The sequence below is a fragment of the Candidatus Filomicrobium marinum genome, assembly GCF_000981545.1.
Taxonomy (GTDB): Bacteria; Pseudomonadota; Alphaproteobacteria; order Rhizobiales; family Hyphomicrobiaceae; genus Filomicrobium; species Filomicrobium insigne.
Genome location: NZ_LN829119.1, coordinates 2,220,200 through 2,244,984 on the forward strand (window position 1 = coordinate 2,220,200; position 24,785 = coordinate 2,244,984).

The 24,785-nt window shown below is 58.4% G+C and carries 18 protein-coding genes; 13 read left to right on the forward strand and 5 right to left on the reverse strand.

Annotated features, from left to right (window positions below; all coding sequences use genetic code 11):
- Positions 1–61: 61 nt before the first annotated feature.
- Positions 62–3,511: an acyl-[ACP]--phospholipid O-acyltransferase gene (locus YBN1229_RS10470; protein WP_046478271.1), complete on the reverse strand. Its 3,450-nt coding sequence runs from the start codon at positions 3,509–3,511 to the stop codon at positions 62–64.
- A gap of 309 nt (positions 3,512–3,820) precedes the next feature.
- Between YBN1229_RS10470 and thiS the strand changes: the two genes are divergently transcribed.
- The 9 genes from thiS to YBN1229_RS18895 all read left to right on the forward strand — a co-directional run bounded on the left by thiS (position 3,821) and on the right by YBN1229_RS18895 (position 10,162).
- On the forward strand, positions 3,821–4,042 hold the full coding sequence (thiS, locus tag YBN1229_RS10475) for a sulfur carrier protein ThiS (protein ID WP_244466767.1): 222 nt from the start codon (positions 3,821–3,823) through the stop codon (positions 4,040–4,042).
- Between the two features lie 24 nt (positions 4,043–4,066).
- The gene (locus tag YBN1229_RS10480) at positions 4,067–4,912 is read left to right on the forward strand and encodes a thiazole synthase (protein WP_046480262.1); all 846 of its coding nucleotides are present in this window, start codon (positions 4,067–4,069) and stop codon (positions 4,910–4,912) included.
- Positions 4,912–5,553 carry a thiamine phosphate synthase gene (locus YBN1229_RS10485; protein WP_046478272.1) on the forward strand — a complete coding sequence of 214 codons (642 nt, stop codon included), beginning with the start codon at positions 4,912–4,914 and terminating at the stop codon, positions 5,551–5,553. Before YBN1229_RS10480 ends, YBN1229_RS10485 begins: the two co-directional genes overlap by 1 nt.
- A 79-nt stretch (positions 5,554–5,632) precedes the next feature.
- On the forward strand, positions 5,633–6,625 hold the full coding sequence (locus tag YBN1229_RS10490) for a CHAD domain-containing protein (protein WP_052743855.1): 993 nt from the start codon (positions 5,633–5,635) through the stop codon (positions 6,623–6,625).
- 104 nt (positions 6,626–6,729) lie between these two features.
- Complete coding sequence (gene hemH / locus YBN1229_RS10495; RefSeq protein WP_046480264.1) at positions 6,730–7,791, forward strand: ferrochelatase; 1,062 nt, start codon at positions 6,730–6,732, stop codon at positions 7,789–7,791.
- Between the two features lie 189 nt (positions 7,792–7,980).
- Positions 7,981–8,949, forward strand: a complete 969-nt coding sequence (locus YBN1229_RS10500; protein WP_046478273.1) for an SPFH domain-containing protein — start codon at positions 7,981–7,983, stop codon at positions 8,947–8,949.
- 90 nt (positions 8,950–9,039) lie between these two features.
- Positions 9,040–9,525, forward strand: a complete 486-nt coding sequence (locus YBN1229_RS10505; RefSeq protein WP_046478274.1) for an NfeD family protein — start codon at positions 9,040–9,042, stop codon at positions 9,523–9,525.
- 140 nt (positions 9,526–9,665) lie between these two features.
- On the forward strand, positions 9,666–9,815 hold the full coding sequence (locus tag YBN1229_RS18890) for a hypothetical protein (RefSeq protein ID WP_160298700.1): 150 nt from the start codon (positions 9,666–9,668) through the stop codon (positions 9,813–9,815).
- Between the two features lie 209 nt (positions 9,816–10,024).
- Positions 10,025–10,162 carry a hypothetical protein gene (locus YBN1229_RS18895; RefSeq protein WP_160298701.1) on the forward strand — a complete coding sequence of 46 codons (138 nt, stop codon included), beginning with the start codon at positions 10,025–10,027 and terminating at the stop codon, positions 10,160–10,162.
- A gap of 63 nt (positions 10,163–10,225) precedes the next feature.
- Here YBN1229_RS18895 and YBN1229_RS10510 read toward each other — a convergent pair whose 3' ends face one another.
- Positions 10,226–11,278 (reverse strand): KpsF/GutQ family sugar-phosphate isomerase, encoded by a 1,053-nt coding sequence (locus YBN1229_RS10510; protein WP_082101096.1) that lies wholly within the window; start codon positions 11,276–11,278, stop codon positions 10,226–10,228.
- Positions 11,279–11,506: 228 nt separating this feature from the next.
- Here YBN1229_RS10510 and YBN1229_RS10515 point away from each other — a divergent pair, with 228 nt between their 5' ends.
- Entirely contained in the window at positions 11,507–13,072 is a 1,566-nt protein-coding gene (locus YBN1229_RS10515; RefSeq protein ID WP_139165268.1) for an outer membrane beta-barrel protein, read from the forward strand.
- A 19-nt stretch (positions 13,073–13,091) separates the two neighbouring features.
- Here the strand turns inward: YBN1229_RS10515 and galU are convergent, their stop codons facing one another.
- Positions 13,092–13,970, reverse strand: coding sequence for a UTP--glucose-1-phosphate uridylyltransferase GalU (gene galU / locus YBN1229_RS10520; protein WP_046478275.1), 879 nt, complete (start codon positions 13,968–13,970; stop codon positions 13,092–13,094).
- Between the two features lie 200 nt (positions 13,971–14,170).
- Between galU and galE the strand changes: the two genes are divergently transcribed.
- From galE to YBN1229_RS10535, 3 genes are all read left to right on the forward strand, one after another.
- Entirely contained in the window at positions 14,171–15,163 is a 993-nt protein-coding gene (gene galE, locus YBN1229_RS10525; protein WP_046478276.1) for a UDP-glucose 4-epimerase GalE, read from the forward strand.
- Between the two features lie 117 nt (positions 15,164–15,280).
- On the forward strand, positions 15,281–16,552 hold the full coding sequence (locus tag YBN1229_RS10530) for a lytic murein transglycosylase (RefSeq protein WP_052744118.1): 1,272 nt from the start codon (positions 15,281–15,283) through the stop codon (positions 16,550–16,552).
- A 146-nt stretch (positions 16,553–16,698) separates the two neighbouring features.
- Complete coding sequence (locus YBN1229_RS10535) at positions 16,699–18,087, forward strand: SGNH/GDSL hydrolase family protein (protein ID WP_052743857.1); 1,389 nt, start codon at positions 16,699–16,701, stop codon at positions 18,085–18,087.
- A 48-nt stretch (positions 18,088–18,135) separates the two neighbouring features.
- Here YBN1229_RS10535 and YBN1229_RS10540 read toward each other — a convergent pair whose 3' ends face one another.
- Together YBN1229_RS10540 and gltB are read right to left on the reverse strand one after the other, a co-directional pair.
- Positions 18,136–19,575: a glutamate synthase subunit beta gene (locus YBN1229_RS10540; protein ID WP_046478277.1), complete on the reverse strand. Its 1,440-nt coding sequence runs from the start codon at positions 19,573–19,575 to the stop codon at positions 18,136–18,138.
- 108 nt (positions 19,576–19,683) lie between these two features.
- Complete coding sequence (gltB, locus tag YBN1229_RS10545) at positions 19,684–24,411, reverse strand: glutamate synthase large subunit (RefSeq protein WP_046478278.1); 4,728 nt, start codon at positions 24,409–24,411, stop codon at positions 19,684–19,686.
- Positions 24,412–24,785: the final 374 nt, after the last annotated feature.

Here is a 24,785-nt window from a genome sequence, read left to right on the forward strand (position 1 = left end):
CGGCGCAAAGAGCGCAGCCTCAAGTGCATCTGACATTACAACGCTTGAGAGTTGTTCACCCTCAGGCCGCGTTAATATCAGCCAGACCGAGCCGCTCCTTCGCAAGCACCAGCGCTGCCGGATAGTCGGGTTTGCCGCTGCCAAGAAGCGGAACCGCTGAAACGACTAACACTTCTGCAGGGACCGAGAGCTCGTTGGCCCCGGAGGCGCGAGCGTGCGCCAGGAATTCAGCGCGTGTGGCCTTGGCTTCGTTCGTCATCAGAATAAGCCGTTCGCCTTTGCGTTGATCGGGAAGCGCGACCACCACCGACGTGGCGCTGGGCCATAGCTCCGTTGCAAGCGCCTCGACGGCTGCAAGGGACACCATTTCCCCACCGATTTTGGCAAAGCGCTTGGCGCGGCCGCGAATGGTGATGAACCCGTTCTCGTCAATGGTGACGATGTCGCCTGTGTCGTGCCAGCCATTCTCCGGCGGTTCGAGAACGCCGGGATTACTCGCGTGCAGATAGCCGAGCATGACGTTGGGACCGCGAACGAATAGCCGCCCACCTTCTTCGATTCCGGGCACCGGTTCCAGCCGCGCCTCCATCAGAGGTGAAAGCCGGCCGACGGTTCCCGCCTTGTTGGCAAGGGGTGTGTTGATAGCCAGCACAGGTGCCGTCTCGGTAACGCCATAGCCTTCCAGAATGCGAACGCCGAACTTGTCCATGTAGAGCGAGCGTGTGCGATCTTTGATCGGCTCTGCGCCAGCGAGCACGAGACGCACGCGCGCGAAATCATAAGGATGCGCCGTACGCGCGTAGCCGTTGAGGAAGGTGTCGGTGCCGAACAGGATCGTCGCGTTGGTCTGATAAACGAGTTCCGGCACGATGCGGTAGTGCAGTGGCGTCGGATAGAGGAACACCGGCACGCCTGCCACGAGCGGCATCACGAGCCCCGCCGTAAGGCCGAACGAGTGGAAGACGGGCAGCACGTTGAACACGCGATCCTGACCGTTCACCGCCACGCGCGTGAGCGATTGCATCGCGTTGGCCAGCATATTTCGGTGAGACAGCACGACCCCTTTGGGAGCGCCTTCGCTGCCCGACGTAAACAGAATAACGGCGGGGGAGTCAGGCTTGCGTTTCACCTGCGGAGACGACCCCGCCATCACGCCGCGAAGTTTATCGCCCGCAGAGATGCTCGCGCGAACATCTTCCAGATAGATGATACGAGTATGCTCCGATAGCGAAGCAACCACGTCACCAAGGCGTGCCTTTTCGATAAACGCACGCGACGTGAGAATGACTTTGATCTTAGCGGCTTTGCAGGCAGAGATCAGATTGCTGCTGCCGGCGGTGAAATTGAGCATCGCCGGCACGCGACCTATCGTCTGTAGGGCAAAGAAGGTCACGGCGACGCCAGCGGAATTCGGCAGCAGCACACCGACGCTTTCGCCGATGCCAGCCAGCGGTTTCAGCTTGGCACCGAGCACTTGCGCTGACGTGATGAGCTTGGCGTAGGATAATTTCGTACCGAGCGGATCTTCGATCGCAGCGCGGCCCGTGTCGCGAGTTCTCCGGGCTTCCGCCAGAGCTTGGAACAGCGTCTGCTCCGTTGACGCAGTCGCGACGGCGGCCTCGACCATAATGTCCTGGAGCCGTGCCCCCGCCGATTGGCGTCGCGCGCGCCCTCTGAGGTCCTCCGGTACGTCCAGTTTGACGGGAGGCAGGATCGAGACGCGTGTCTTCGGCAACCACACCTTCTTCGTCTGCATGCGGTTCATATAGCCGAATGGAGAGCGCTCGGGGCCGTCTATACGTACCGGCACCACGACCGCATCGCTCTTGTCCGCAATCATGGCTGTGCCGTCGTAGACCTTCATCAGACCACCGGTGACCGTTAAGCGGCCCTCCGGAAAGATCACGAGCGTCTCTCCATCTTTGACATGGGAAATCAGGCTACGCGCACCAAGCGGTCGTGTCGGATCGATGGACCAGGTTTTGGCGAGCGTGAGAAATGGTCTGATCCACCACGTCTGCGCCATCTGTGTATCGATGGCATAGCCGGCATGTCCCGGTAGAATGGAATAGAGGATCGGCGCGTCGAGGAAGGAGACATGATTGGGCGCGATAATGACTCGCTCGCCATCAGGTGGCAAATTTTCGAGCCCTGTTACTTCGAGGCCCAGCAGGCTTTTGAAAATGAAGCGCGCGACGTCTCGAACACCCTCACGCCCCCATGCACGCAGAACCCCTACCGTCACGATGAGACCTGCGATGCCGACAATCGCAAACAGCATCGCGACCGTTGCACCATAGACTTGAGCGGCAAACACGGCGAGCGTGGCCAAGGACATGAAAGCCGCATTGAGAATGTTGACGGCAGCCACGACGCGCGCCCTGTGATCGGGCTTCGCCCACGCTTGAACGGCCGCGAACGCAGGTACGATGAACAACCCGCCGGCCGCGGCCAATGCGGCCAGATCGAACATCAAGCGCACGCCGGAAAACGTCTTGAGCAGGTCGCTGGGCGAAAGCGGCACAGGCGCCGGTGTCATCGCCGAAGCAACCCACGCGATATCGAGAGAGAACAGGCCCATGAGAAGAGCGCCAATCGGCACCAACGCGAGATTGGGGCGCATGTGGCTCGCCCGGGCTGCCAAAAACGAGCCGATCGCGATGCCGACGACGAAGACAATAAGGCCGAGGGTGACGACATGTTCGGTGCCGTTGACGACATCTTTTACGAGGGTGGGGAGCAAGGACAATGCAACAATCCCGGCCGTCCAAAACCACGACGTGATCAGGCCGCCGATCCATAGGCGCCGTTCCGCGTGCAATTCCCATAGAAGCCGGAAAGTCGATGAGAGCGGGTTGGGCGTAATCCGCAGATCGTGCTGCCCGCCCGTTGGTTTGATCCATTTGGCCGTCAACCATCCGCACAACGCGAACGAGACGATCAGAAGGGCGACCACCCACTCTGGAACAACAGCCTGTCCTGCTTCGCTGGTCATCGCATAGCCGCCGGCAATGGTGCCGCCGAGGATGGCAAGGAACGTGGCACCTTCCACCAAGGCGTTGGCCGCCGGCAACTCCTTGATCTGCAGATGGTCGGGTAGAATGCCGTATTTAATCGGTCCGAAAAGCGCCGCCATGCTCCCAAACAGGAAAAGCGCGGAGAACAATACCGGTATCGACCAGCGGGCAATATCCGGATCAGTGCTGCCGCTCATCACAAAGCCAACGGCGGCCAGGACGGCGATCGGGAATTCGGCGAGCTTGATGGCGACCGCCACTTTGGCCTTGTCATACTTATCGGCGAGCTCCCCGCCTAAAGCGGAGAGGAAGAAGAATGGCACCACCAGCACGGCACCGGCCAACGTCACGAGCGAAGCCCCGGAATCCGCGCCGATCTTGAAAAGCACCAGGATCACCAGTGCGTTCTTGATGAAATTGTCATTCAGCGCCGACAGGAACTGGCACCAGAACAAGGGTGCGAAACGGCGGGAAGTCATGAGGTCGCTAAACATTTTTAGTGTCCTGTCAGGCAACGAACGCGGCTGCAATGCACCAAGAGAGGCGGATGCTGAAGACAGCTTTGCGCTCGAACATGTTGAAAGGACGGCTCCGAATGGGCACCGCCCCGACCCCCTACTGTCTTCCGTCTTGACCGCAATAGCAGCCCGGGTTCATGTCCCGCCAGCGCAAGATTTGCTTCGGTAGAAAATTTACCGCAGATTTGGCCTGCGCGCGGTGGTATGCCAAGGTGCATCCACCCTTCAAAGACCCGCAACAAGAGCAATATTCTAGTCGTGAAGCACGACCAAGAGGAGACGACGTTGCTTGCAATCACTACCCCCGGCATCCACGTGTCGGTTAACGGCTCCGACGTAGAAACCGGCGCCGCTGATTTGGCGGCCTTGATTGTGGAGCTTGATTTTGTCGATGAACGCGTCGCTACGGCGGTGAATGGTGAGTTTGTGCGGCGCGAGGCACGCAGCTCAGTCCGACTGACCCCAGGGGACCGCATAGAAATTCTGTCCGCTCGCCAGGGTGGTTGAGGACAAGGCTCGCAGATGACCGTTATGAATACGACGACCCACAGGGCGCTCACCGGCTTGACGTTTTACGACGAGCCGGTTGCTTCGCGCATGCTGCTCGGCACTGCGCTCTATCCCTCACCCCAAGTCATGGCTGATGCCGTCGAAGCATCAGCGTGCGGTATCGTCACCGTTTCTTTGCGCCGAGAGGCCGCACGTGGCCGCATGGGCGAAAGGTTCTTGGAGCTTATTAAGCGTCTGGGTGTTCACGTACTCCCGAACACGGCTGGGTGTCGCACAGCGAAAGACGCCGTGACCACGGCGATGATGGCGCGCGAGCTCTTTGGCACAGATTGGATCAAGCTCGAGGTCATCGCCAACGATGACACGTTGCAGCCGGACCTCTTCGGACTCGTGGAAGCGGCAACCACCCTCAATGCCGAAGGCTTCAAAGTCTTCCCCTACACCACGGAAGATTTAGGCGCAGCCGATCGCCTAGTCGCTTCTGGCTGCCGCGTTCTGATGCCATGGGGTGCCCCGATTGGTACTGGCCGAGGGCTGGCCAATCCGTACGCCTTGAGAACTATGCGCAATTATTTCCCGGATATTCCGCTGGTCGTGGATGCCGGAATTGGGGCTCCATCTCATGCCGCTCAGGCCATGGAGATGGGGTTCGACGCCGTCCTTCTGAATACCGCCGTCGCCAAGGCTATCGATCCGGTACGCATGGCGCGCGCCTTCGCCCGTGCCATAGAATGTGGTCGGGAAGCTTACGAGGCCGGGCTGATGGAGATGCGCGACATGGCCGCCCCCTCAACGCCCGTCGCAGGAACAGCTTTTTTTGATCTGGAGCCTTCCGGTTCCTTGCCGCGCGGAGCTGGTAACAACTGATGACGCGTGAATCCGCTGCAGGGCTGGATGCCTTCTATCCGATCGCACCTGATGTTCATTGGCTGCGCAGGCTGGTACCTCTAGGGGTGCGCACAATTCAGCTCCGTCTCAAGGATACTGCGCCCGATGAAGTAAAGCGGCAGATTGCAGAGAGCATCGAAATCACCCGCCAATACGCGTGCCAGCTGATTGTCAACGACTACTGGGCGGACGCGATCGCGTTGGGCGCCGATTATGTTCACCTAGGTCAGGAAGACTTGGCGGTCGCGGATATCGCTTCCATTCGTGCCGCCGGCCTCCGAATTGGAATTTCGACACACGATCATTCCGAATTGGAAACGGCATTGCGTATAGAGCCGGATTATGTGGCGCTGGGGCCGATATACGAAACCAAGCTCAAAGTGATGAAATGGGCTCCGCAGGGATTGGATCGCATCACGGAATGGCGCAACCGTATCGGTGATGTTGCACTCGTCGCCATTGGTGGTTTGACGCCGGAGCGCGCGACACTCGCGCATAAGCAGGGCGCCGACAGTATTGCAGTCATTACCGATTTCATCACACATCCGGATCCGGAAGACCGTGTCCGAGAATGGCTGAGCTGGTCACAGCGGCTGGGATCTGTACTTTCATCCAATTAATAGCGATATTACTTTTTGCGATGCACCTGCGAAAACGCAGGCATATCTATAACTTGGCAAACGTTGATTTAGAGCAGAAATGGCATTTTGCTTCCGGACGAAAGAAAGCGCCGCGGCAGGTTTCCGGCGTCTCGCCATAAGCCAGATTAGCCGCGCCCGTCGAGAACTCGCTGAAGGTCAGGATCACGGCGTTGCCGTCCATGAGGCGCGCAAATGCCTGAAACGCGTGCGAGCCCTTCTTCGGCTTGTGCGCCCGGCGCTGAGCGACGAGCGATATCGTCGGGAAAACGCCCGCTTCCGCGATATCGGCCGCATGCTGTCGGCTTCGCGCGATCGGCAGGTTATGCGCGAAACTGTGGCGAGCCTTGCGGGAGATTCTGATGTCCAACATCAAAAGGCGCTTCAAGCTTTGGCCGAAGTGCTCTCCAAAGACATGGAGGACGGCACAGACACGGTAGCGGATCAGTCAGTTGCCACAGCCATCGCCGCGCTGGATGAGGCGAAGAAAGACCTAAAGGGCAAGAGCGTCCAGTTCCGGATTAAGGACCCGCTTCCGGTCGGTTTGAAGCGCAGTTACAAGTCGGGCCAGCGCGCACTGGCGGCCGCTAAGGAGCGGCCCAACGATGACGCGATGCACGACTGGAGAAAGACCGTTCAGGCTCACTGGCGGCACGCTCTTCTGCTCTCGGAAGCGTGGCCGGCCTACTTAACCGTACGCGCGAATTTGGCCAAGGAGCTCTCAGATTTGCTGGGACTGGATCATGACCTTGCCGTCCTGATCGCCTTTGTTGAGAAGGGTGAAGGAAATGCTATCGGTGCGCGTCGAGTTGAATTGATCTCGGCGCTAGCTAGCGCTCGCCAGCAGGAATTGCGTGCGAAGGCCTTCGCGAAGGGTGAACTCCTTTTCGCGGATGGTGCGAAAGAGTTGGCGGAACGGGTGCAGCGCTACCGGGCAATTTCTGCCCGACGAGCGCAAGTTGAGCAAGAAACTGGCGAGGCGGCCGCCCCAAGCGACCAGAACGCGAGTTCAACGTCAAACCGTACGCTGGCGAAGCGCTTAGTCGTATCATAGTCCTGCTTTTGCGAGCCAAAGGCTTCATTATAGGAGGCCTAAGCCTGATCCGGGCACGCAGCTCGTTTCCGCAATGCTGTTTTGATTGAGAAATGGGTACGTTGATGAACGAGATGACCAAGGCCGTTGCGCCGAAGCCTAACCGCGCCACGTGGCCGGCCGGTCACCCCAAGACAAACTGCGGTCGCATTGGTGTTTTGCTTCTCAATCTCGGAACGCCAGACGGCACCGACTATTGGTCGATGCGCCGTTATCTGCATGAATTCCTATCCGACCCACGCGTTATCGAAGTGCCACGCTGGAAATGGTGGCCAATTCTTAATCTAATTATTTTGACGCGCCGGCCCTCCACCAAGGGCAAAGACTACGAGACTATTTGGAACAAAGAACGCGACGAAGGTCCGCTTAAGACGATCACTCGAAATCAGGCAACTGTCCTGGCCGAGCGTCTGTCCGGAGATCCCAGAATTATTGTCGATTGGGCGATGCGCTATGCAAACCCGTCGACCGAAAGCCGCCTAAAGTGGCTGCAGGAGCAAGGTTGCGAGCGCATTCTGCTTGTTCCTCTATACCCGCAGTATGCGGCGGCAACCACCGCGACGGCATGCGATCAAGCTTTTCGCGCCTTGATGAAAATGCGATGGCAGCCGTTTGTGCGGGTTGCGCCCAGTTATCACGACGACCCTGTATATATCGAGGCGCTCGCCACCAGCATGCAGCGCCATCTCGACGGCCTCGATTTCAAGCCCGAAAGGATCATCGCGACATTCCATGGTATGCCGCAGGAATATCTGGAGAAGGGTGATCCCTATCACTGCCAATGCCAGAAAACATCGCGGCTGTTGCGCGAGAAGATGAATTGGCCCGCCGAGACTTGGCTGACCACATTTCAATCCCGTTTCGGAAACGATCCCTGGCTGCAGCCCTATACGGACAAAACGGTTGAGGCGTTGGCAAAGGAAGGCGTGAAAAACATTCTGCTCATCGCCCCCGGATTTTCTGCTGATTGCCTCGAAACCCTGGAAGAACTCGAAGTCGAAAATCGTGACATCTTCCGCGAGAATGGTGGGCGACGCTTCTCTTACGTTCCTGCGCTCAACGACAGGGAAGAAGGCCTGAAGGTCATCGAAGCGGTCGTGCGTCGTGAATTGATGGGCTGGATCTAAACAAAAGCGCCTTAATTCATGAGCCGGCCGCTGGGACCGGGGGGCTACCCCCCAGAGAGAGGGAATTTTTATCAGGAATTTAATAGCTTATAGACGCTTTATTAACCAAGACTTTGCACGCCGTGCCGTAAAAAAGCTCTGACTGCAGAGCTAAAGTCGCCTCACGACGCCTCGTTTTGGAGAAAAAGCATGTTGGACGGACTGGGCCTCCTTGGAGCCCTTTTGATCTTGGCGGCCATTGCGGCGCTTTGGTCGACTGTGAAGATCGTACCTCAGGGGTACAATTATACTGTCGAGAGTTTTGGACGTTACACCCGCACGCTACAGCCGGGACTGCATATTCTGGTTCCGGTTATGGAGCGTATCGGTACCCGTATGAATATGAAGGAACAGGTGCTCGATATTCCTTCGCAGGATGTCATCACCCGCGATAACGCTATGGTGCGCGTCAACGGCGTCACGTTCTATCAGGTCATCAACGCTGCTAACGCCGCATATGAAGTCGATATGCTCGAACATTCGATCATCAATCTGACGATGACGAACATTCGTACCGTTATGGGTTCGATGGACCTCGATGAACTCCTGTCCAACCGTGACCACATCAACGCGCAGCTACTCCACGTCGTGGACGCGGCGACTGAATCTTGGGGCATCAAAGTCACCCGCATCGAAATCAAGGATATCGATCCCCCGCGTGACCTCGTCGACTCGATGGCCCGCCAGATGAAAGCCGAACGCGAAAAGCGGGCCCAGATTTTGGAAGCTCAAGGCGCACGGGAAGCCGCCATCCTTGAAGCCGAAGGCGAGAAGCAAGCAGCGGTGCTAGAGGCGGAAGGACGCCGTGAGGCTGCATTCAAGGACGCCGAGGCACGCGAGCGCCAAGCCGAGGCCGAAGCCAAGGCCACGCAGATGGTGTCTGAAGCGATTGCCAATGGCAACGTCCAGGCCATCAACTACTTCGTCGCCAACAATTACGTGAAGGCGCTGGAGAAGTTGGCGGCCTCTCCGAACCAGAAAGTGATCATGATGCCGTTAGAAGCGTCATCGGTGATTGGCTCCATCGCCGGGCTCGCGGAGATTACAGGACAGGCCTTCAAGAAGGATCAGTCTCCTCCGTCCACGCCTGCGTCACGCGGCTCGGTGCCCCGCACCTGAGGCTAAGCAGGCTCGCGCACGGACGAAGGAGATTGTGCCTTCGTCCGTTTGATCTAGACTTGTGTTCGGGTGCAATGGGGGTAACCCAAGATGGCTGGATTAACAGATTTCTTCGGCAGCCTTGGTCCTTGGAATTGGGTGATACTCGGCGTTGCGTTGTTCGTCATGGAAACCCTTCTGCCAGGGGTCTATTTGATCTGGTTCGGGCTCGCCGCGATGATTATCGGCGCGGTCACGTTGGCATTTGCCAATTTTGTTCCAGAAGCCGCCGAGCTTTTTACATGGCAACTTCAACTCGTTGCGTTTGCATTGTTGTCAATGGCAGCCGTACTTTTCGTCCGGCGCTATTCGAGTCCCGATTTGGACCCTAGCGATGAGCCTGGCCTTAATACGCGCGCGCTTCGTTACGTAGGACGCACCTTCACTGTCGTCGAACCCATCGTTGATGGGCGCGGCAAGGTCCAGGTGGGAGATAGCTTGTGGCAAGCGGAAGGCCCAGATTTACCTGCCGGAACCAGAGTGAAGGTTGTCGGCGTCAATGCGACTGTTTTGATCGTACAGCGCACCGCCGAGTAGCCCTCGCAAATTAATTAGTCTCCGTAAAAATCACGGTGCGTCACACCCCGGTGAAACGCGCGTATTCGCTCTTGGCGGATCATCTCCACTGCCTAAATCCAGATAAGCGTCAGAATAAAAGGCGCTTTTAAAAAGTGGAGATGATGATGAAAGCCATCGCAAAGACACTGATCGTAGCAGCTGCCATAACGACGATGTCGCTGGGCGTCATGGGGGCTGCTCAGGCGCATACCAAGCACGCACCCTTCGGAAGCCAGGGCATCGATAGTCCTGTTTTCCAGGGCAACTGATCCCGGACTTCGCATAGATCGATCGGAGACGGTACGGCGGTTCCATTGGGACCGCCGTATTCATTGAGAATGACGTTGGAGTTGGGCGGGATACGTCACACTCTCGTGAACCCACCAGAGAATGTTCCCTGAGAAACATGCGAATGGCGGAGCTCGGAGCATTGTCCCTTCAGTCACAACGGGTGACGTAAACACATGGAGACAATGAGATGAACATGATCGCAAAGACCTTCGGACTGGCTGCTCTTTCCCTCGTAGTTCTCGCTGGCGCATTCGGTGCAGCGCAAGCAGCTCCACTGTCGTACAGCGGTCAGGGATGCGATAACCCCATCTTCCAGGGCGACTGAGTTTAGAGACACAATAGAACGAATTACCGAACGGCGGTCCCCTGCGGGCCGCCGTTATTGCGCTCAGACAACGCCTGCGCGCAGCATGTCGTGGACATGCACGATCCCGACCGGCCGTCCCTTCTCGACGACGAACAATGCCGTAATGCGTTTTGAGTTCATAAGCTCAAGCGCGGCAGAGGCCAACATCCCTGGTTCGACGGTCTTGGGGTTTTTAGTCATCACATCGCGGGTAACCGCATCGACCAGACTTGCCCCCATGTGGCGCCGCAAATCACCATCGGTGACGATACCGACCATTTTACCCTTCCCGTTCACGATCCCAAGGCATCCGAACGCCTTGGCTGTCATCGTAACGAGAGCGGCGGCCATCGGCTCGTCACTGCGGGCCAGTGGAAGCTTTTCGCCGCTGTGCATCAGGTCGCCGACGTATTTCAACGACGCACCGAGCGAACCACCCGGGTGAAACACCTTAAAGTCATGGGCCGTAAAGCCCTTGGCCTCCAAGAGCGCAACCGCCAGACAATCACCCATCGCCAGTTGCATGGTCGTGGACGTGGTTGGAGCCAATCCGTGTGGGCAGGCTTCTTTAGCCCGCGGCAACTCCAGGCAGACATCGCTTTGCCCGCCGAGCGCCGAAGTTTTCCGTGATGTAATCGCGATCAACGGCACGGAAAAGCGTCGCGAATACGTAATGATATTCTTGAGTTCGACGGTCTCGCCAGACCATGAGATCGCGAGGATCACATCATCTGGCGTAATCATCCCAAGGTCACCGTGGGAGGCTTCGCTCGGATGCACGAAGAACGATGGCGTACCAGTCGAGGCAAACGTCGCGGCAACTTTCTGGCCGACATGCCCTGATTTGCCGATGCCGGAAACGATCACGCGGCCACGTGCGGCGGCGAGCAGCTTCACCGCTTGGCTAAACGGCTTTCCAAGTCCGTTCTGCAGCGCTTCATCAAGAGCGGCAAGCCCTTCGACTTCTAGCCGCACCGTGCGTGTAGCGGCTTCCACCGATGCCAAGGTCTTGGATTTCGACTTGGTCGGCTTTTTCGCAGGTGCGCGCCCGGCGCCGCCCTCGATAGCCCTCAGCTTGACCCGTTGTTGCGCCATCCTATCCGCCCCCGTGGCGGCTCCCTCTTTCGCAGCCGATGGTTGCCCGCGGCTGCAGCCCCTTTTAGGTCCCAATCCCTCTGGGTCATGTCTGTGTATCAGACACATTTTGATCCGCCAATGCGGGCGGTGATGTGACCAACGCTAAACGGATGGTTAACCACAACCTCCTAGCTTTGGCGCTGGCGTATTGCGTTTTTCGTTGCTTGATCCAGGAGCGTTGCTGCAGTGCGTCATTTTGCACAGGTCGTCCGACCTCGAGCCGGTCGTGCGCTAGTCGCCTGTGCGGCTGCGATGGTGCTTGTCGCCACGCCAGCGTTCGGCCAGGCGCCGAATGTCGATTCCCGAGATCAAACTGCGGGTGATCCCAGCGACACAATTATTCCAAGTGCGGGATTACGCGGCACAATTCCCTCCGGCAGGCCTATCGTACAAGATGGTGATCTTAACTACCCGCCCGAGCCCCAAGATGTTCAAGATGGCATCTTAACGGCGCCTGCGCCCGAGGAGGCTGGCGCTGTTGACGACCCAGCCCTTGTGGATCAGCGTGCGCCGGAAGCTATAGCGGCATTTGAAAACCCGCCGGCTGGCTACGATCCGCTATTGTTTCAGATTGAGGACATCGCCCCCTCAAACCCTATCCTCAACCGGCGGCCTCGCCGCTTGTTCGAGATCGAGCCTTACGATCCCATCGGTATCCGGCTGGGATCTTTCGTGCTGTTCCCGGAGGTAGAGCTCAGCGGCGCAAGATTTTCCAACGTATTCGCCTCGCCCAACGCAGAGTCGGACTGGGCTCTCGACATTCTGCCGACAGGGCGCCTGGTGTCCGATTGGTCCAACCACGCGTTGGAACTGCGAGCAGCTGGTGATTTCAGTTTTTACAACGAGTTCACGAGCGAGAACGACCGTGGCTATCTCTTAGAGGGACGTGGTCGCCTGGATGTCACACGTCGGACGAACCTGCAGGCCGTCCTGACCCGGCAACATGCAAAAGAGAGCCGGTCTGCCATCGACGCTTCGTCGGTCGGTCCCGCTTCTTACGTCACGCAGGACCTGGCGGCTTCGACACTCACCCACCGGTTCAACCGCCTGACCGTTCAATTGAACGGAACGCTCACCGATACTCAGTACGACACGCCCGGCATAAGCAATCCTGACGATCGTGACTTTACGGAGCGAGCCGCGGGCGCGCGTGTATCATGGGAGTTCAAACCGACGCTGTCCGTGTTTGCCGCGGTTGACGGCAATACGCGCAAGTTCGAACAAGTCGCGACGACCGACGGATTGAGCCGGGATTCCCATGGTAGCCGTTACCGCGGCGGTATTTCCTTCGGTGAGACGGGGCAGGTTCTGCGCGGCGAGGTCAGCGTCGGATACGGCAGCCAGGATTTTGACGCCGCAGATCTCGCAGATGTTGACGGTACGATCCTGGAAGCCAACCTCGCTTACCGTTTCAACGCACTAACGTCTTTCCTCTTCACGGCGGGAACCAATTTTTCGGAAACCACGACCGTTGGCTCCGGCGGCGTCCTGGAACACCGTGCGGGCGTAGAAATGCGTCATGCCTTCATGACAAGCCTCGTTGGTTCAGCGGGTATCGAGGGAACCCGCCGAAGCTACGCCGGTATAGATGTCGATGAGCGCCAATTGGCACTGAGGCTGGGGCTTGAATATTTCATGACCCGAGAAGCGATTGTCTTCTCGCGCTATGAGCACGTCGCGTTCCGCTCGGATTTCCCCGATAGCAACTACAATTCTGACGAATTCCGGATTGGCTTGCGGCTGAGGCGTTAGAGGTTGATCAGCCGTCAGATCATATGAACTTTTTGAGCTCTGCGCGGAACGTATCGGCGAGATCTTCACGCTCCAGGGCGTAGGCGACGTTGGCGAGCAGAAAGCCCATCTTCGAGCCGCAGTCGTAAATCGTCCCGTCGAAGCGCACGGCGTGGAAAGACTGTTCGTGTTGCAACTTTATCATCGCGTCCGTGAGCTGAATTTCGTTGCCGGCGCCGCGTTCCTGATCGGCGAGAATGCTGAAAATTTCCGGCTGCAGAATATAACGGCCGGTGATGTGCAGGTTGGAGGGCGCAGTCCCCGGCTTGGGCTTCTCGATCATTGCGGTGATTTCGCTCACGGGAGCCGATGCGTCTTTGACACCGACGATGCCGTAGTTTTGCGTCTGGTCCTCGGGGACTGGCGACACCGCGATATGGTTCCCGCCGCACGCGTTATAGGCTGTGATCATGTCCGCGAGGCATGGCGTATCGGCCAGATGAAGCATGTCCGGTAAGAGCAAAGCGAAGGGTTCGTCGCCGACGATGTTCCGTGCACACCATACGGCATGGCCAAGACCCAGAGGCGCTTGTTGGCGCGTAAAGCTCGTCTGTCCGGGCTTGGGCATTTCCGCGCGCAATTTCTCCAGTTCGCGCTCTTTACCGCGATCCTGTAGCGTCCATTCCAGCTCGAACTGGCTGTCGAAATGATCCTCGATAACTGCTTTATTGCGACCAGTTACGAAAACCAGATGCTCGATGCCCGCCGCGAGAGCTTCGTCCACCACGTGTTGGATAACGGGACGATCGACGACCGTCAGCATCTCCTTTGGAACCGCTTTCGTAGCCGGTAGGAATCGGGTTCCAAGTCCAGCGACAGGGAGTACGGCCTTTCGGATTGGGCGGTGTGGTGAAGCCATTCGCGGATTCCCGTAGTTCTGTTAATGAGTTGAAAAGGACAACCGAAGCGCTGATATCACGTTAATTCGGAATTTGCTGCGCCTTGATATCAAAGGCTAAAGGACGCCGGCGGTTACTAGGCGGGACATTGTGTCGATTTTTTTGCACTTCCTGATCGCCGGGAACATAGTCCTTAATTAGCAAGAGGATTGAGTCGAAAATGACGATTTTGGTAACAGGCGGGGCGGGTTACATCGGGAGTCACATGGTTCTTGAGCTGCGCGACGCGGGCGAAAGCGTCGTTGTACTCGACAACCTTTCAACCGGGTTCCGCTGGGCCGTTCCCGACGACGTACCTTTGATCGTCGGCGATGTCGGCGACATGGATCTCGTTTGCCGGATCGCGAAAGAGTGGAACGTAGAAGCGATCATCCACTTCGCTGGATCCATCATCGTTCCTGAATCCGTCAGCAATCCTCTGAAGTACTATCAGAATAATACTGGCAACTCGCGCAATCTCATCGAGGCCGCCGTACGTTCAGGGATCGACAAATTCATCTTCTCCTCGACAGCAGCCGTATACGGCATGCCGGAAGAAAACCCTGTAAGCGAGACCGCGACGCTGCGGCCGATGTCGCCCTACGGCACGTCCAAGATGATGACGGAATTTATGCTCGCTGATGTTGCGCGGGCTCACGATTTCAACTACGTGGCGCTGCGCTATTTCAACGTGGCTGGTGCGGACCCGGACGGCCGCACTGGCCAATCCACTCCGCAGGCGACGCATTTGATCAAGGTCGCCTGTGAAACGGCGTTAGGTATGCGTCCCTACATGCAAGTATTTGGAACGGACTATCCGACCCCAGATGGCACTTGCATCCGCGATTTTATCCATGTGAAGGATCTGGCGCGCGCTCACATGAAGGCGCTCGCGCATTTGCGGAGCGGCGGCGCGTCGGAAATCTTCAACTGCGGCTACTCGCGCGGCGCTTCGGTGCTCGAGGTGGTTGAGGCCGTAAAGCGTGCATCCGGAGCGAACTTCGACGTGCGAATGACCGCGCGGCGTCCCGGAGATCCCGCGGCGATCGTTGCGGCATCCGCCAAAATCCGCGAAGCACTCGGCTGGCAGCCCGAATATGATGACCTCGATGTGATTGTCGCCCAGGCCTTCGCCTGGGAACGCCATCTCGTTGGGCTCCGCGAGGCCTCGTAGTTGGGCTCAAAAGTCCTAAAATCGCCGCGAATCCTCGCAGACTGCCTAGCCAGTAGGAGTGCCCGAAAGCGTTTTTGAAACTGGGCCCGACAAATAAAGGCAGATGCGGTGCAACGCATGACAATCGGTAGGCCGGCAGACAAGCTTGGCGCGCGCCCCTTCGCGTTCCAAGCTTTGGTCGTATGCATGATGCTCGCCAGCTTCTGGAGCTGGTCAGCTCCGGCTCAAGCCCGTGAGGATTTCAAGACCTTCCTGGAGAACCTCTGGCCGGAAGCGCGCGATAAATACGGAGTTTCGCGACAGACCTTCGACAAGGTGGTCAAAAGCCTGAAGCCGGATCTGTCCCTGCCCGATTTGGAGATCCCAGGCCGCCAGAAAACGCAGGTGCGCCAGTCTGAGTTCACCAGCGAACCAAGCGACTACATCGATGCGGCCTATCTTGCCCGTCTCGCCAACACGGGACAGAGGCTAGCCTCTGAACACAAGGCCGCGCTTGACCGCATTGAGCAGGAATTCGGTGTCGATCGCTATTCGGTGCTGGCGATTTTCGGCCGCGAAACAGCATTCGGCGCGTACACACCAAAATATGATGCGATCACTGTGCTTGCCACCCAAGCCTGGACCGGCCGGCGCAAGGAAATGTTTCGCGACGAGTTCCTTTACGCTTTGAAATTGCTGGAAAAGGGCGTGCCCCGGAACAAAATGCGCGCTTCTTGGGCTGGCGCGATGGGGCTGACTCAGTTCATGCCCTCGGAATTCTTCGCGCATGTGCATGACATGGGCGGCGATGGTTATGCAGATCTCTTCGATTCCGTTCCCGACGCCTTAGCTTCCGCTGCACGCCAGCTAAAGAACAAGGGCTGGCAGCGTGGTCAGACGTGGGGCTATGAGGTCGCCATCCCAGAAACGTCAGATTGTTCCCTCGAAGGCCCTCCCGGCCTGCGTCCGCTGCGCGAGTGGGTGGCGTTGGGATACCGCCGCACGGGCGGCCGCGAATTTCCAGACGCCATGCTGAATGAAAATGCGTATCTCATGTCACCGGCGGGCGCTCATGGCCCGTCCTTCCTGGCGTTGGAAAATTTCCAGGTAATTCGTCGCTACAACACATCGGACCTCTACGCGACATTCGTCGGTAATTTGGCCGACCGCATTGCTGGAGGCGGCGATTTCCATACCCGGTGGGAAGCGATCGGACCGCAACGCACGGCATTGATCCGTGGTATACAGCAGGGATTGAAAGACCGCGGCTATGGCATCGAGACCGTCGATGGCTTTATCGGCTCCAATACGCGGCGTCAGGTTGGGCGATACCAGAAAGACAATGGCCTGCGCGTTGACTGCTGGCCGTCCGATGCTGTTTTGAACCACCTGCAAAAGACTTCCGGATGACGCGCAGAGTTGGCTAACATCCAGCTTTAACGCGAGACGACCACGCGGTATCTTACCCGCGATCCGCCGGTTCCGTGCCAACCCGTGCCGGGTCAGGGACACAGGTGGCGCATGCGCCGATTCGATGGAGCAACCCCGACGTGACAATGTCGAAGCGTTTGACTTGGGCACTGACGTTTTGCGTGACCATTGCGGTCATGACGCCGATGGCGGTGCGTGCGCAAATGGGCGCAGGGGCGAGCTACATCACGCCGTTTCCGGAAGGCGACACGTATCAGATCCGGGTTGTGGGAGACACGCTCGCAGAAGGGCTGTTGGGAGCCATGGTCGACTCCGACACCCTGGCGAGGGAAGCGCGCGTAAACGTCAACCGTAAATTGTGGACCCTGAGTCGAATAACGACCAATCGCTTCCCGTCCGAGTTGAAGGAGCTGGTCTCTGATCTTGAGCGAGACAAGGTGCACATCGCGGTCATCATGCTCGGCGTGAACGACCGCCGGTCCGTCCGCGCGCCAAATGGCAATAGCTATCGGTTCGGTTCGCAGGATTGGCGCACAGAGTACGGCCGCCGAGTTGATCAACTCATGAAAGAACTGAAAAACAAGAGTATCGCTGTCTATTGGATGGGTGCGCCGACCATGCGCTCCACGAGTGCCGATGCTGAAACCCAGATCATCAACGAAATCATTCGTGAGCGGGCCTACCTCAACAGCCTGAAATTTATCGACACGGTCGCAAATTTCTCAGACGGTGAAGAAGGCTATAGCGCTTATGGGCCCGACCTTAGCGGTAAGATCAGCTTGTTGCGTTGGCGCGATGGCATCCATTTTACCTACCGCGGTTATGAGAAGCTCGCGCACTTCTTGGAGCGCGAACTCAAGCGGGATCTGGCGCAGGCCAAAGCTGATCGGTCCATTCCACTTGCGGGCGCTGAGGAAGAGCAAAAGCGCGTGAGCGCCATGGTCAAACAGGACGAGCAGGCCAACCTGACAGGGTGGCGCGCTTCTATTGATCGGGCAAAGGCCAAAGCCGCCACGCAAAGCAGCGAAGGCTCATTTTTCCTGCGCGCCGGGGGCGGCGAACAGAAGGAAGACAACAGCCGCATCAACTTGAAGACCATCGGACCCAACGGTCGCGAAAACATCGTGCCGTTGGAGATCGTGCGTCCCGCTATTCCAGGCTCCGTGGTTGCCCTTGTCACCCGCAAGCAGAGCCCGGATCGTCCGACTCCTATGGGTGCGGTGCTCGTCGATCAGATCGCCGGAGGCCTCAACATCATGAGCTCCGTGACAGCTGCCAGCGATGCTTCGATCGACGGTCAAATGCGGAAGTTCTCGCCGGCGCAAGCCCCCTTCTTCCGTGTACTCGTTAAAGGAGAACGGCTCGAAGCGCGTGCGGGTCGCGCCGATGACTTTGCATGGCCGCGCCCTGAGCCGCCACCTTTGAAGCGCCCAAGCGATTCCAAACCGGACCAAGACGGAGAGAATGGCGGAACGCCGCTGCCGGACGTCAGCCCGTTCCGGCCCAGGGCTTAACCCAGGCCGAAATATCTCGGCATAAATCCTAAAATCAGGACGCTGCGTTTAGCGCGGCAGGACCGTTGAGCCCATCAGGAACTTGTCGATGGCGTGCGCGGCCTGGCGGCCTTCGCGGATCGCCCAGACGACCAGAGACTGACCGCGGCGAATATCCCCGGCAGCAAACAGAGCATTGTCGCCAGGAAGCTTGTAGTTCTGTTCGTCGGCATCGAGGCCTTTGAAGCGGCCGCGCGGCACGGCAGAAAGCTCAAGTTCGTTGACGAGACCGTCCTCGATGGGGCCGGAAAAGCCCATCGCGAGCAACACGAGATCCGCATCGAGTGAAGCTTCGCTGCCCGGGATCGGCTGCAGTTTTTCGTCCACTTGGACGTAGTTGAGTTTCTTCACCTTGCCGTCTTCGCCGGAAAACCCGGTCGTCGAAACGGAGTAAACGGTTTCCGCACCTTCCGCCTGACTGCTCGATATCCGCAACTTCATCGGCCAGTTGGGCCAGCTCATCGCCTTGTTCTCCTTCACAGGAGGCTTCGGCATAATTTCAAGCTGAGTGACGGACTTCGCACCTTGACGGATCGACGTGCCAATGCAGTCCGAGCCCGTGTCGCCACCGCCAATAACGATCACATGCTTATCCTTCGCCGAGATTTCGTTGATCGTCGGCGGGATAGTCTCGCCGGCAACGCGCCGGTTCTGCTGAGGCAGGAAATCCATGGCGAAGTGGATGCCGTCGAGGTTCCGGCCGGGCGCATCCGCGAAGAAATCAAACGGGCGCTCCGAGCCAATGGCGAGCAGGACGGCGTCGTGCGAACTATCCAGGCTCTTCGCCGTCACGTCGACGCCAACATTGACGTTGCAGTGAAAGGTGACACCTTCGGCTTCCATCTGGCGAACGCGTCGGGCGATCACGCTCTTTTCCATTTTGAAATCGGGAATGCCGTAAACGAGAAGTCCGCCGGGGCGAGCGTTCTTCTCATAGACATGCACATCATGACCCGCACGCGCCAGCTGCTGCGCGGCAGCCAGCCCAGCCGGACCGGAGCCGATAACAGCAATTTTCTTTCCGGTTTTCTTGTCGGCCGGCTTCGGTACGATCCAACCTTCCTCAAAGCCGCGATCGGCAATGGCGCACTCGATCGCTTTGATCGTGACCGGCGTGTCATCGATGTTAAGCGTGCAGGCTGCTTCGCAGGGTGCCGGGCAAACGCGTCCCGTCACTTCAGGGAAGTTATTGGTTGAGTGCAGGTTGACTGCCGCCCTCTGCCAATCGCTATGATAGACGAGGTCGTTCCAGTCAGGGATCTGGTTGTTGACCGGGCAGCCCGTCTGACAATACGGAATCCCGCAATCCATGCAGCGTGCGGCCTGAGTTTTGGTTTCGTCCTCAGCCATCGGCAGCACGAATTCATGCCAATGCTGTATGCGCTCTTCGACTGGCGCATATTTCCGCTCAGCGCGCGCAAATTCCAGAAAACCCGTAACCTTGCCCATTCTTCAGTCCGTTTCTCTGCCCTGTCGTGGCGTTCTATTTACTGCCTGCGTCGAACATTCGAGGAGCCGGCCGGGATCATTTCCAGCCGGCCCTAGCCGTGTAACGGCTTAATCCGCTTTGGCGCGTGTTACACCGATCTCAAGCACACCAAGTCCCGTCTTATCGGCTTGCTGAGCCTTGGCCATATCGGCCAGAGCGCGGCGATATTCGACGGGCATCACCTTGCGGAACTTAGGCAGATACTCGGACCACTTCGCGAGGATCTGCTGAGCCTTCTGCGAGTTCGTGTAGTGTGCGTGCCGCGTGATGAGCTGATGTAGCCGTTCGACGTCGTGGCTGGTCATGTCTTCCATGACCTCGACGAGGCCGTGGCTCTCAAGTTCACCCTTCTGATCTGTCAGGCGTGCCATCACGGCATCTTCTGCGGTGACGGGTTCCAGATCGACCATGGCCAAATTGCATTTCGCTTCGAAGTCGCCAGCCTCGTCAAGGACGTAGGCGATGCCGCCGGACATGCCCGCCGCGAAGTTACGCCCCGTCGGACCAAGGACCACGACCACGCCACCCGTCATGTATTCGCAGCCATGATCGCCCGTGCCTTCAACAACCGCATAAGCGCCCGAGTTGCGCACGGCGAAGCGCTCGCCCGCAATGCCGCGGAAATAGCATTCACCTTCGATTGCGCCGTAAAGCACGGTGTTGCCGACGATGATCGACTCTTCCGGAATGATGCCTGAGAGCGCATCCGGACGTACGATCAGCTTGCCGCCCGACAACCCCTTGCCGACATAGTCGTTACCTTCGCCGATAAGATCTAACGTCACGCCACGGGCAACCCACGCGCCGAAGCTCTGTCCGGCGGTGCCCTTGAGTGTTAGCCAGATGGTGTCTTCCGGCAGGCCTGCATGACCATACGCTTTCGCGATGACGCCCGAGAGCATCGTGCCGACAGACCGGTCCGTGTTCTTGACCGCGATCTCCTTCGACACCCGTTCCTTGGAGTCGATAGCAGGGCGGCAGAACTCGATAAGCTTGTTGTCCAACAGCTTCTCAAGCCCGTGGTCCTGTCGCTCACAATTGTAGATCGCGACGGACTTCGGCACGTTCGGCTTGTGGAAGAGCTTGGTGAAGTCCAGGCCCTTGGCCTTCCAATGCGCAATCGCTCGTTCTTTATCGAGGAGGTCAGATTGCCCGACCAGTTCGTTGAACGTCCGCACACCCAACGCCGCCATATACTCGCGCACTTCCTCAGCGACGAAGAAGAAATAGTTGATGACGTGCTCTGGCGTGCCCGTGAACTTCGCGCGGAGCCGCTCATCCTGCGTGGCGATGCCGACCGGGCAGGTGTTGAGATGGCACTTGCGCATCATGATGCAGCCCGCCGCGATAAGCGGAGCCGTGGCGAAGCCGAATTCATCCGCGCCCAGAAGTGCGCCGATGATAACGTCCCGGCCTGTCCGCAAGCCGCCATCAACCTGCACCGCGATACGCCCGCGCAACCGGTTGCCAACGAGAGTCTGATGCGTTTCCGCCAGGCCGATTTCCCATGGCGACCCCGCGTGCTTGATAGACGTCAATGGCGACGCGCCGGTGCCACCTTCGAAGCCCGAGATAGTGACGTGGTCGGCACGTGCCTTAGCCACACCAGCCGCCACCGTACCCACACCGACTTCCGATACCAGCTTGACGGAGACGTCCGCTGCCGGGTTGGTGTTCTTCAGGTCGAAGATGAGCTGAGCCAAATCTTCGATCGAATAGATGTCGTGGTGTGGTGGTGGAGAGATCAGGCCGACGCCTGGGGTCGCGTGCCGGACCTTGGCGATAGTCGCATCCACCTTGTGACCAGGCAGCTGACCGCCTTCACCGGGCTTAGCACCCTGCGCCATCTTGATCTGAATCATGTCCGAGTTGGCGAGATACTCGGTCGTCACGCCAAACCGGCCGGAAGCCACCTGCTTGATGGCTGAGCGCATGGAGTCGCCGTTCGGCATTGGCTTGAACCGATCCGGTTCCTCACCGCCTTCACCGGTGTTCGACCGTCCGCCAATTCTATTCATGGCGATCGCGAGCGTCGTATGAGCCTCGCGTGAGATGGAGCCAAAGCTCATCGCGCCTGTCGCAAACCGCTTTACGATTTCGGATGCAGGCTCAACTTCATCCAGCGGCACGGGCTTGCGTCCCGCTTCATCGGCAGACTTAATGCGGAATAGACCCCGCATAGTCAGAAGCTGCTCCGACTGCTCGTTCACGGCCTTCGCGAAGGAGCGATACTTATCGGGCAGGTTGCCGCGTACGGCGTGCTGCAGGTCGGCAACCGTACCAGGACGCCACATGTGTGCTTCGCCACGCGTGCGGTAGGCATATTCGCCGCCAACATCGAGCATGCTGGAAAGCACAGGAGAATCGCCGAATGCAGACGCGTGCCGTTCCACTGTCTCCCGCGCAATTTCCCTCAGGCCTACACCCTCGATCTGAGTATGCGTACCGGTGAAATAGCGATCCACGAACGAAGACTTGAGGCCCACGGCATCGAAAATCTGCGCGCCGCAGTACGACTGATAGGTGGAGATACCCATCTTCGCCATCACCTTGAGCATCGCCTTGCCGATGGCCTTGATGTAGCGGTTCTTGACTTCCTTCTCGGTCAGTTCCTCGTCGAGATCTGGCAGCATTGCTTCCAGCGTCTCAAACGCGAGATAGGGGTTGATGGCTTCTGCGCCATAGCCGGCGAGCGTGCAGAACTGGTGGACTTCGTGGGCTTCACCCGTTTCCACCACGAGCCCGACGCGGGTCCGCAGGCCTTGGCGGATCAGGTGGTGATGTACCGCCGAAGTCGCCAGCAGAGACGGCACCGGAATCCGGTCACGTCCGGCGCTGCGGTCAGACAGAATGATGATGTTGTACTCGCCGGAGCGAACGGCTTCCTCAGCTTCCGCACAGGCGGAATCGACAGCCGGCCCCATACCCGCGGCACCGCGTTCGACCGGGTACGTAATATCGATTGTGATCGATGAGAAGTTGTTGTCCTTGACCTCGCCGATACCTCGAATGCGCTCAAGGTCCTCGTTGGTAAGGATCGGCTGGTAGACCTCCAGCCGCTTCTGGCGTGATGTCCCCTCGAGATCGAGAATGTTCGGGCGAGGTCCAATGAACGAGACGAGGCTCATCACTAGTTCCTCGCGGATCGAATCGATCGGCGGGTTAGTCACCTGTGCGAAGTTCTGCTTGAAGTAGGTGTGCAGCAGTTTCGACTTCGATGACAGAGCCGAAATAGGCGTATCGGTTCCCATCGAGCCAATGGCTTCTTGTCCCGTAGCCGCCATCGGCGACATGAGGAACTTGGCGCTTTCTTGCGTGTAGCCGAACGCTTGCTGCAGGTCGAGGAGGGCGACGTTGGTGCGGCGCGCAACGACCGGCCTCTGCGGCAGAGGGAGGTCCGACACCATGATCTGGGTGCGCTTGAGCCAGCCTTCATACGGATGGCTGCCGCAGATCTCGGCCTTGAGTTCGTCATCGGAGATGATGCGTCCTAGCTCAAGGTCGATCAGAAGCATTTTGCCGGGCTGCAAGCGCCACTTGCGTACAATGTTTTCCTCAGCCACGGGCAGCACGCCCGACTCCGAAGACATAATGACGATATCGTCCTTGGTGATGAGATAACGTGCGGGCCGCAGACCGTTGCGGTCGAGCGTCGCGCCAATCTGCCGGCCATCGGTAAAGGCGACGGCGGCGGGGCCGTCCCACGGCTCCATCAGCGCGGCGTGATACTCATAGAAAGCGCGCCGCTTCTGATCCATGAGGGGATTGCCGGCCCAGGCTTCAGGAATCAACATCATTGCTGCGTGGGCGAGGCTGTAACCTCCCATCACCAAAAATTCGAGCGCATTGTCGAAGCAGGCCGTGTCGGATTGCCCTTCATAAGAGATGGGCCAGAGCTTCGTAATGTCGTCGCCAAAGTGCGTGCTGGAAACGGAAGCTTGCCGCGCCGCCATCCAGTTCACATTGCCCCGCAACGTGTTGATCTCGCCGTTATGCGCGACCATTCGATAAGGGTGTGCGAGCTTCCAGGACGGGAAGGTGTTCGTCGAAAAGCGTTGGTGAACCACCGCCATCGCACTGGTGAAGCGCGGGTCGGAAAGGTCGTTGTAGTAGGCCTTCACCTGATACGACAGGAACATGCCCTTGTAGACGAGCGTGCGCGTTGAAAGCGACACGGTGTAATGACCGATGTCACGGCCCTTGTACGCGTTCTCGATCGCGTTCGACACGCGCTTGCGCACCAGATAAAGCCGGCGCTCGAAATCGTCTTGATCGCCGCTGAACGAACCGCGCCCGACAAACACCTGACGGTGTACCGGTTCGGTCCCGACGACCATTTCGGACAGGCATGAATTGTCGACAGGAACAGAGCGCCAGCCAAGCAGGCTGAGCCCTTCTTCCTTTATGATGCGGGCCCAGACCCTCTCGCAATGCGCGCGCAGCCGCTCGTCGCGTGGCATGAAAACATGGCCAACGGAGTAGTTGCCGGGTTGCGGTAGCGAAAAGCCCTGGAGCTGGCATTCCTGCGCGAGAAAGGCATGCGGAATCTGTACGAGGATGCCACCGCCATCACCAGCCAGAGGATCGGCGCCTGTTGCGCCGCGATGCTCGAGGTTAGCGAGGATCTGTAGCGCATCCTGTACGATTTTATGCGAGCGGCGGCCTTTCATGTCGGCGATGAAACCAACGCCGCATGCATCGAACTCGCGTTTGGGATCAAACAAGCCCTCGGCGTCTGGAGGCGCGAGCTCAATTTGTCTCGTCGCGCTGCTCTTTGCCAGGGTGTGTTCGTTCATGGTTCGGCCTTGTCTCTCGTGGCGTTATTGAGAAGGCTTACGTCGGCTGCGGCAGCCGAAACGTAAGAGGCCACAGGCATGACAACACCGGCGGCCACCCGAGTACCGGCCTCAAAAAGGTCACGGCACACGTCGCCCGTATTTGACGATAGTCAGAGTGGAGGAGTAAGCCGGAAACGGCAAGCGTGTCGCCGCATTATAATGGTCTGAGGTCATCCAACATGACGACCGCGACCACCGCCCGGTTTCCCCTGGTTACTGCCCCTCGAACTTCCCTGGTCGTACGGCACAAACCATGCTCGGGTTCACCGCAACAGCCCTTGGAAAGCACGCAAAACAATCTCCACTCAGGTCGCACACTCTCTGCAAAAGAA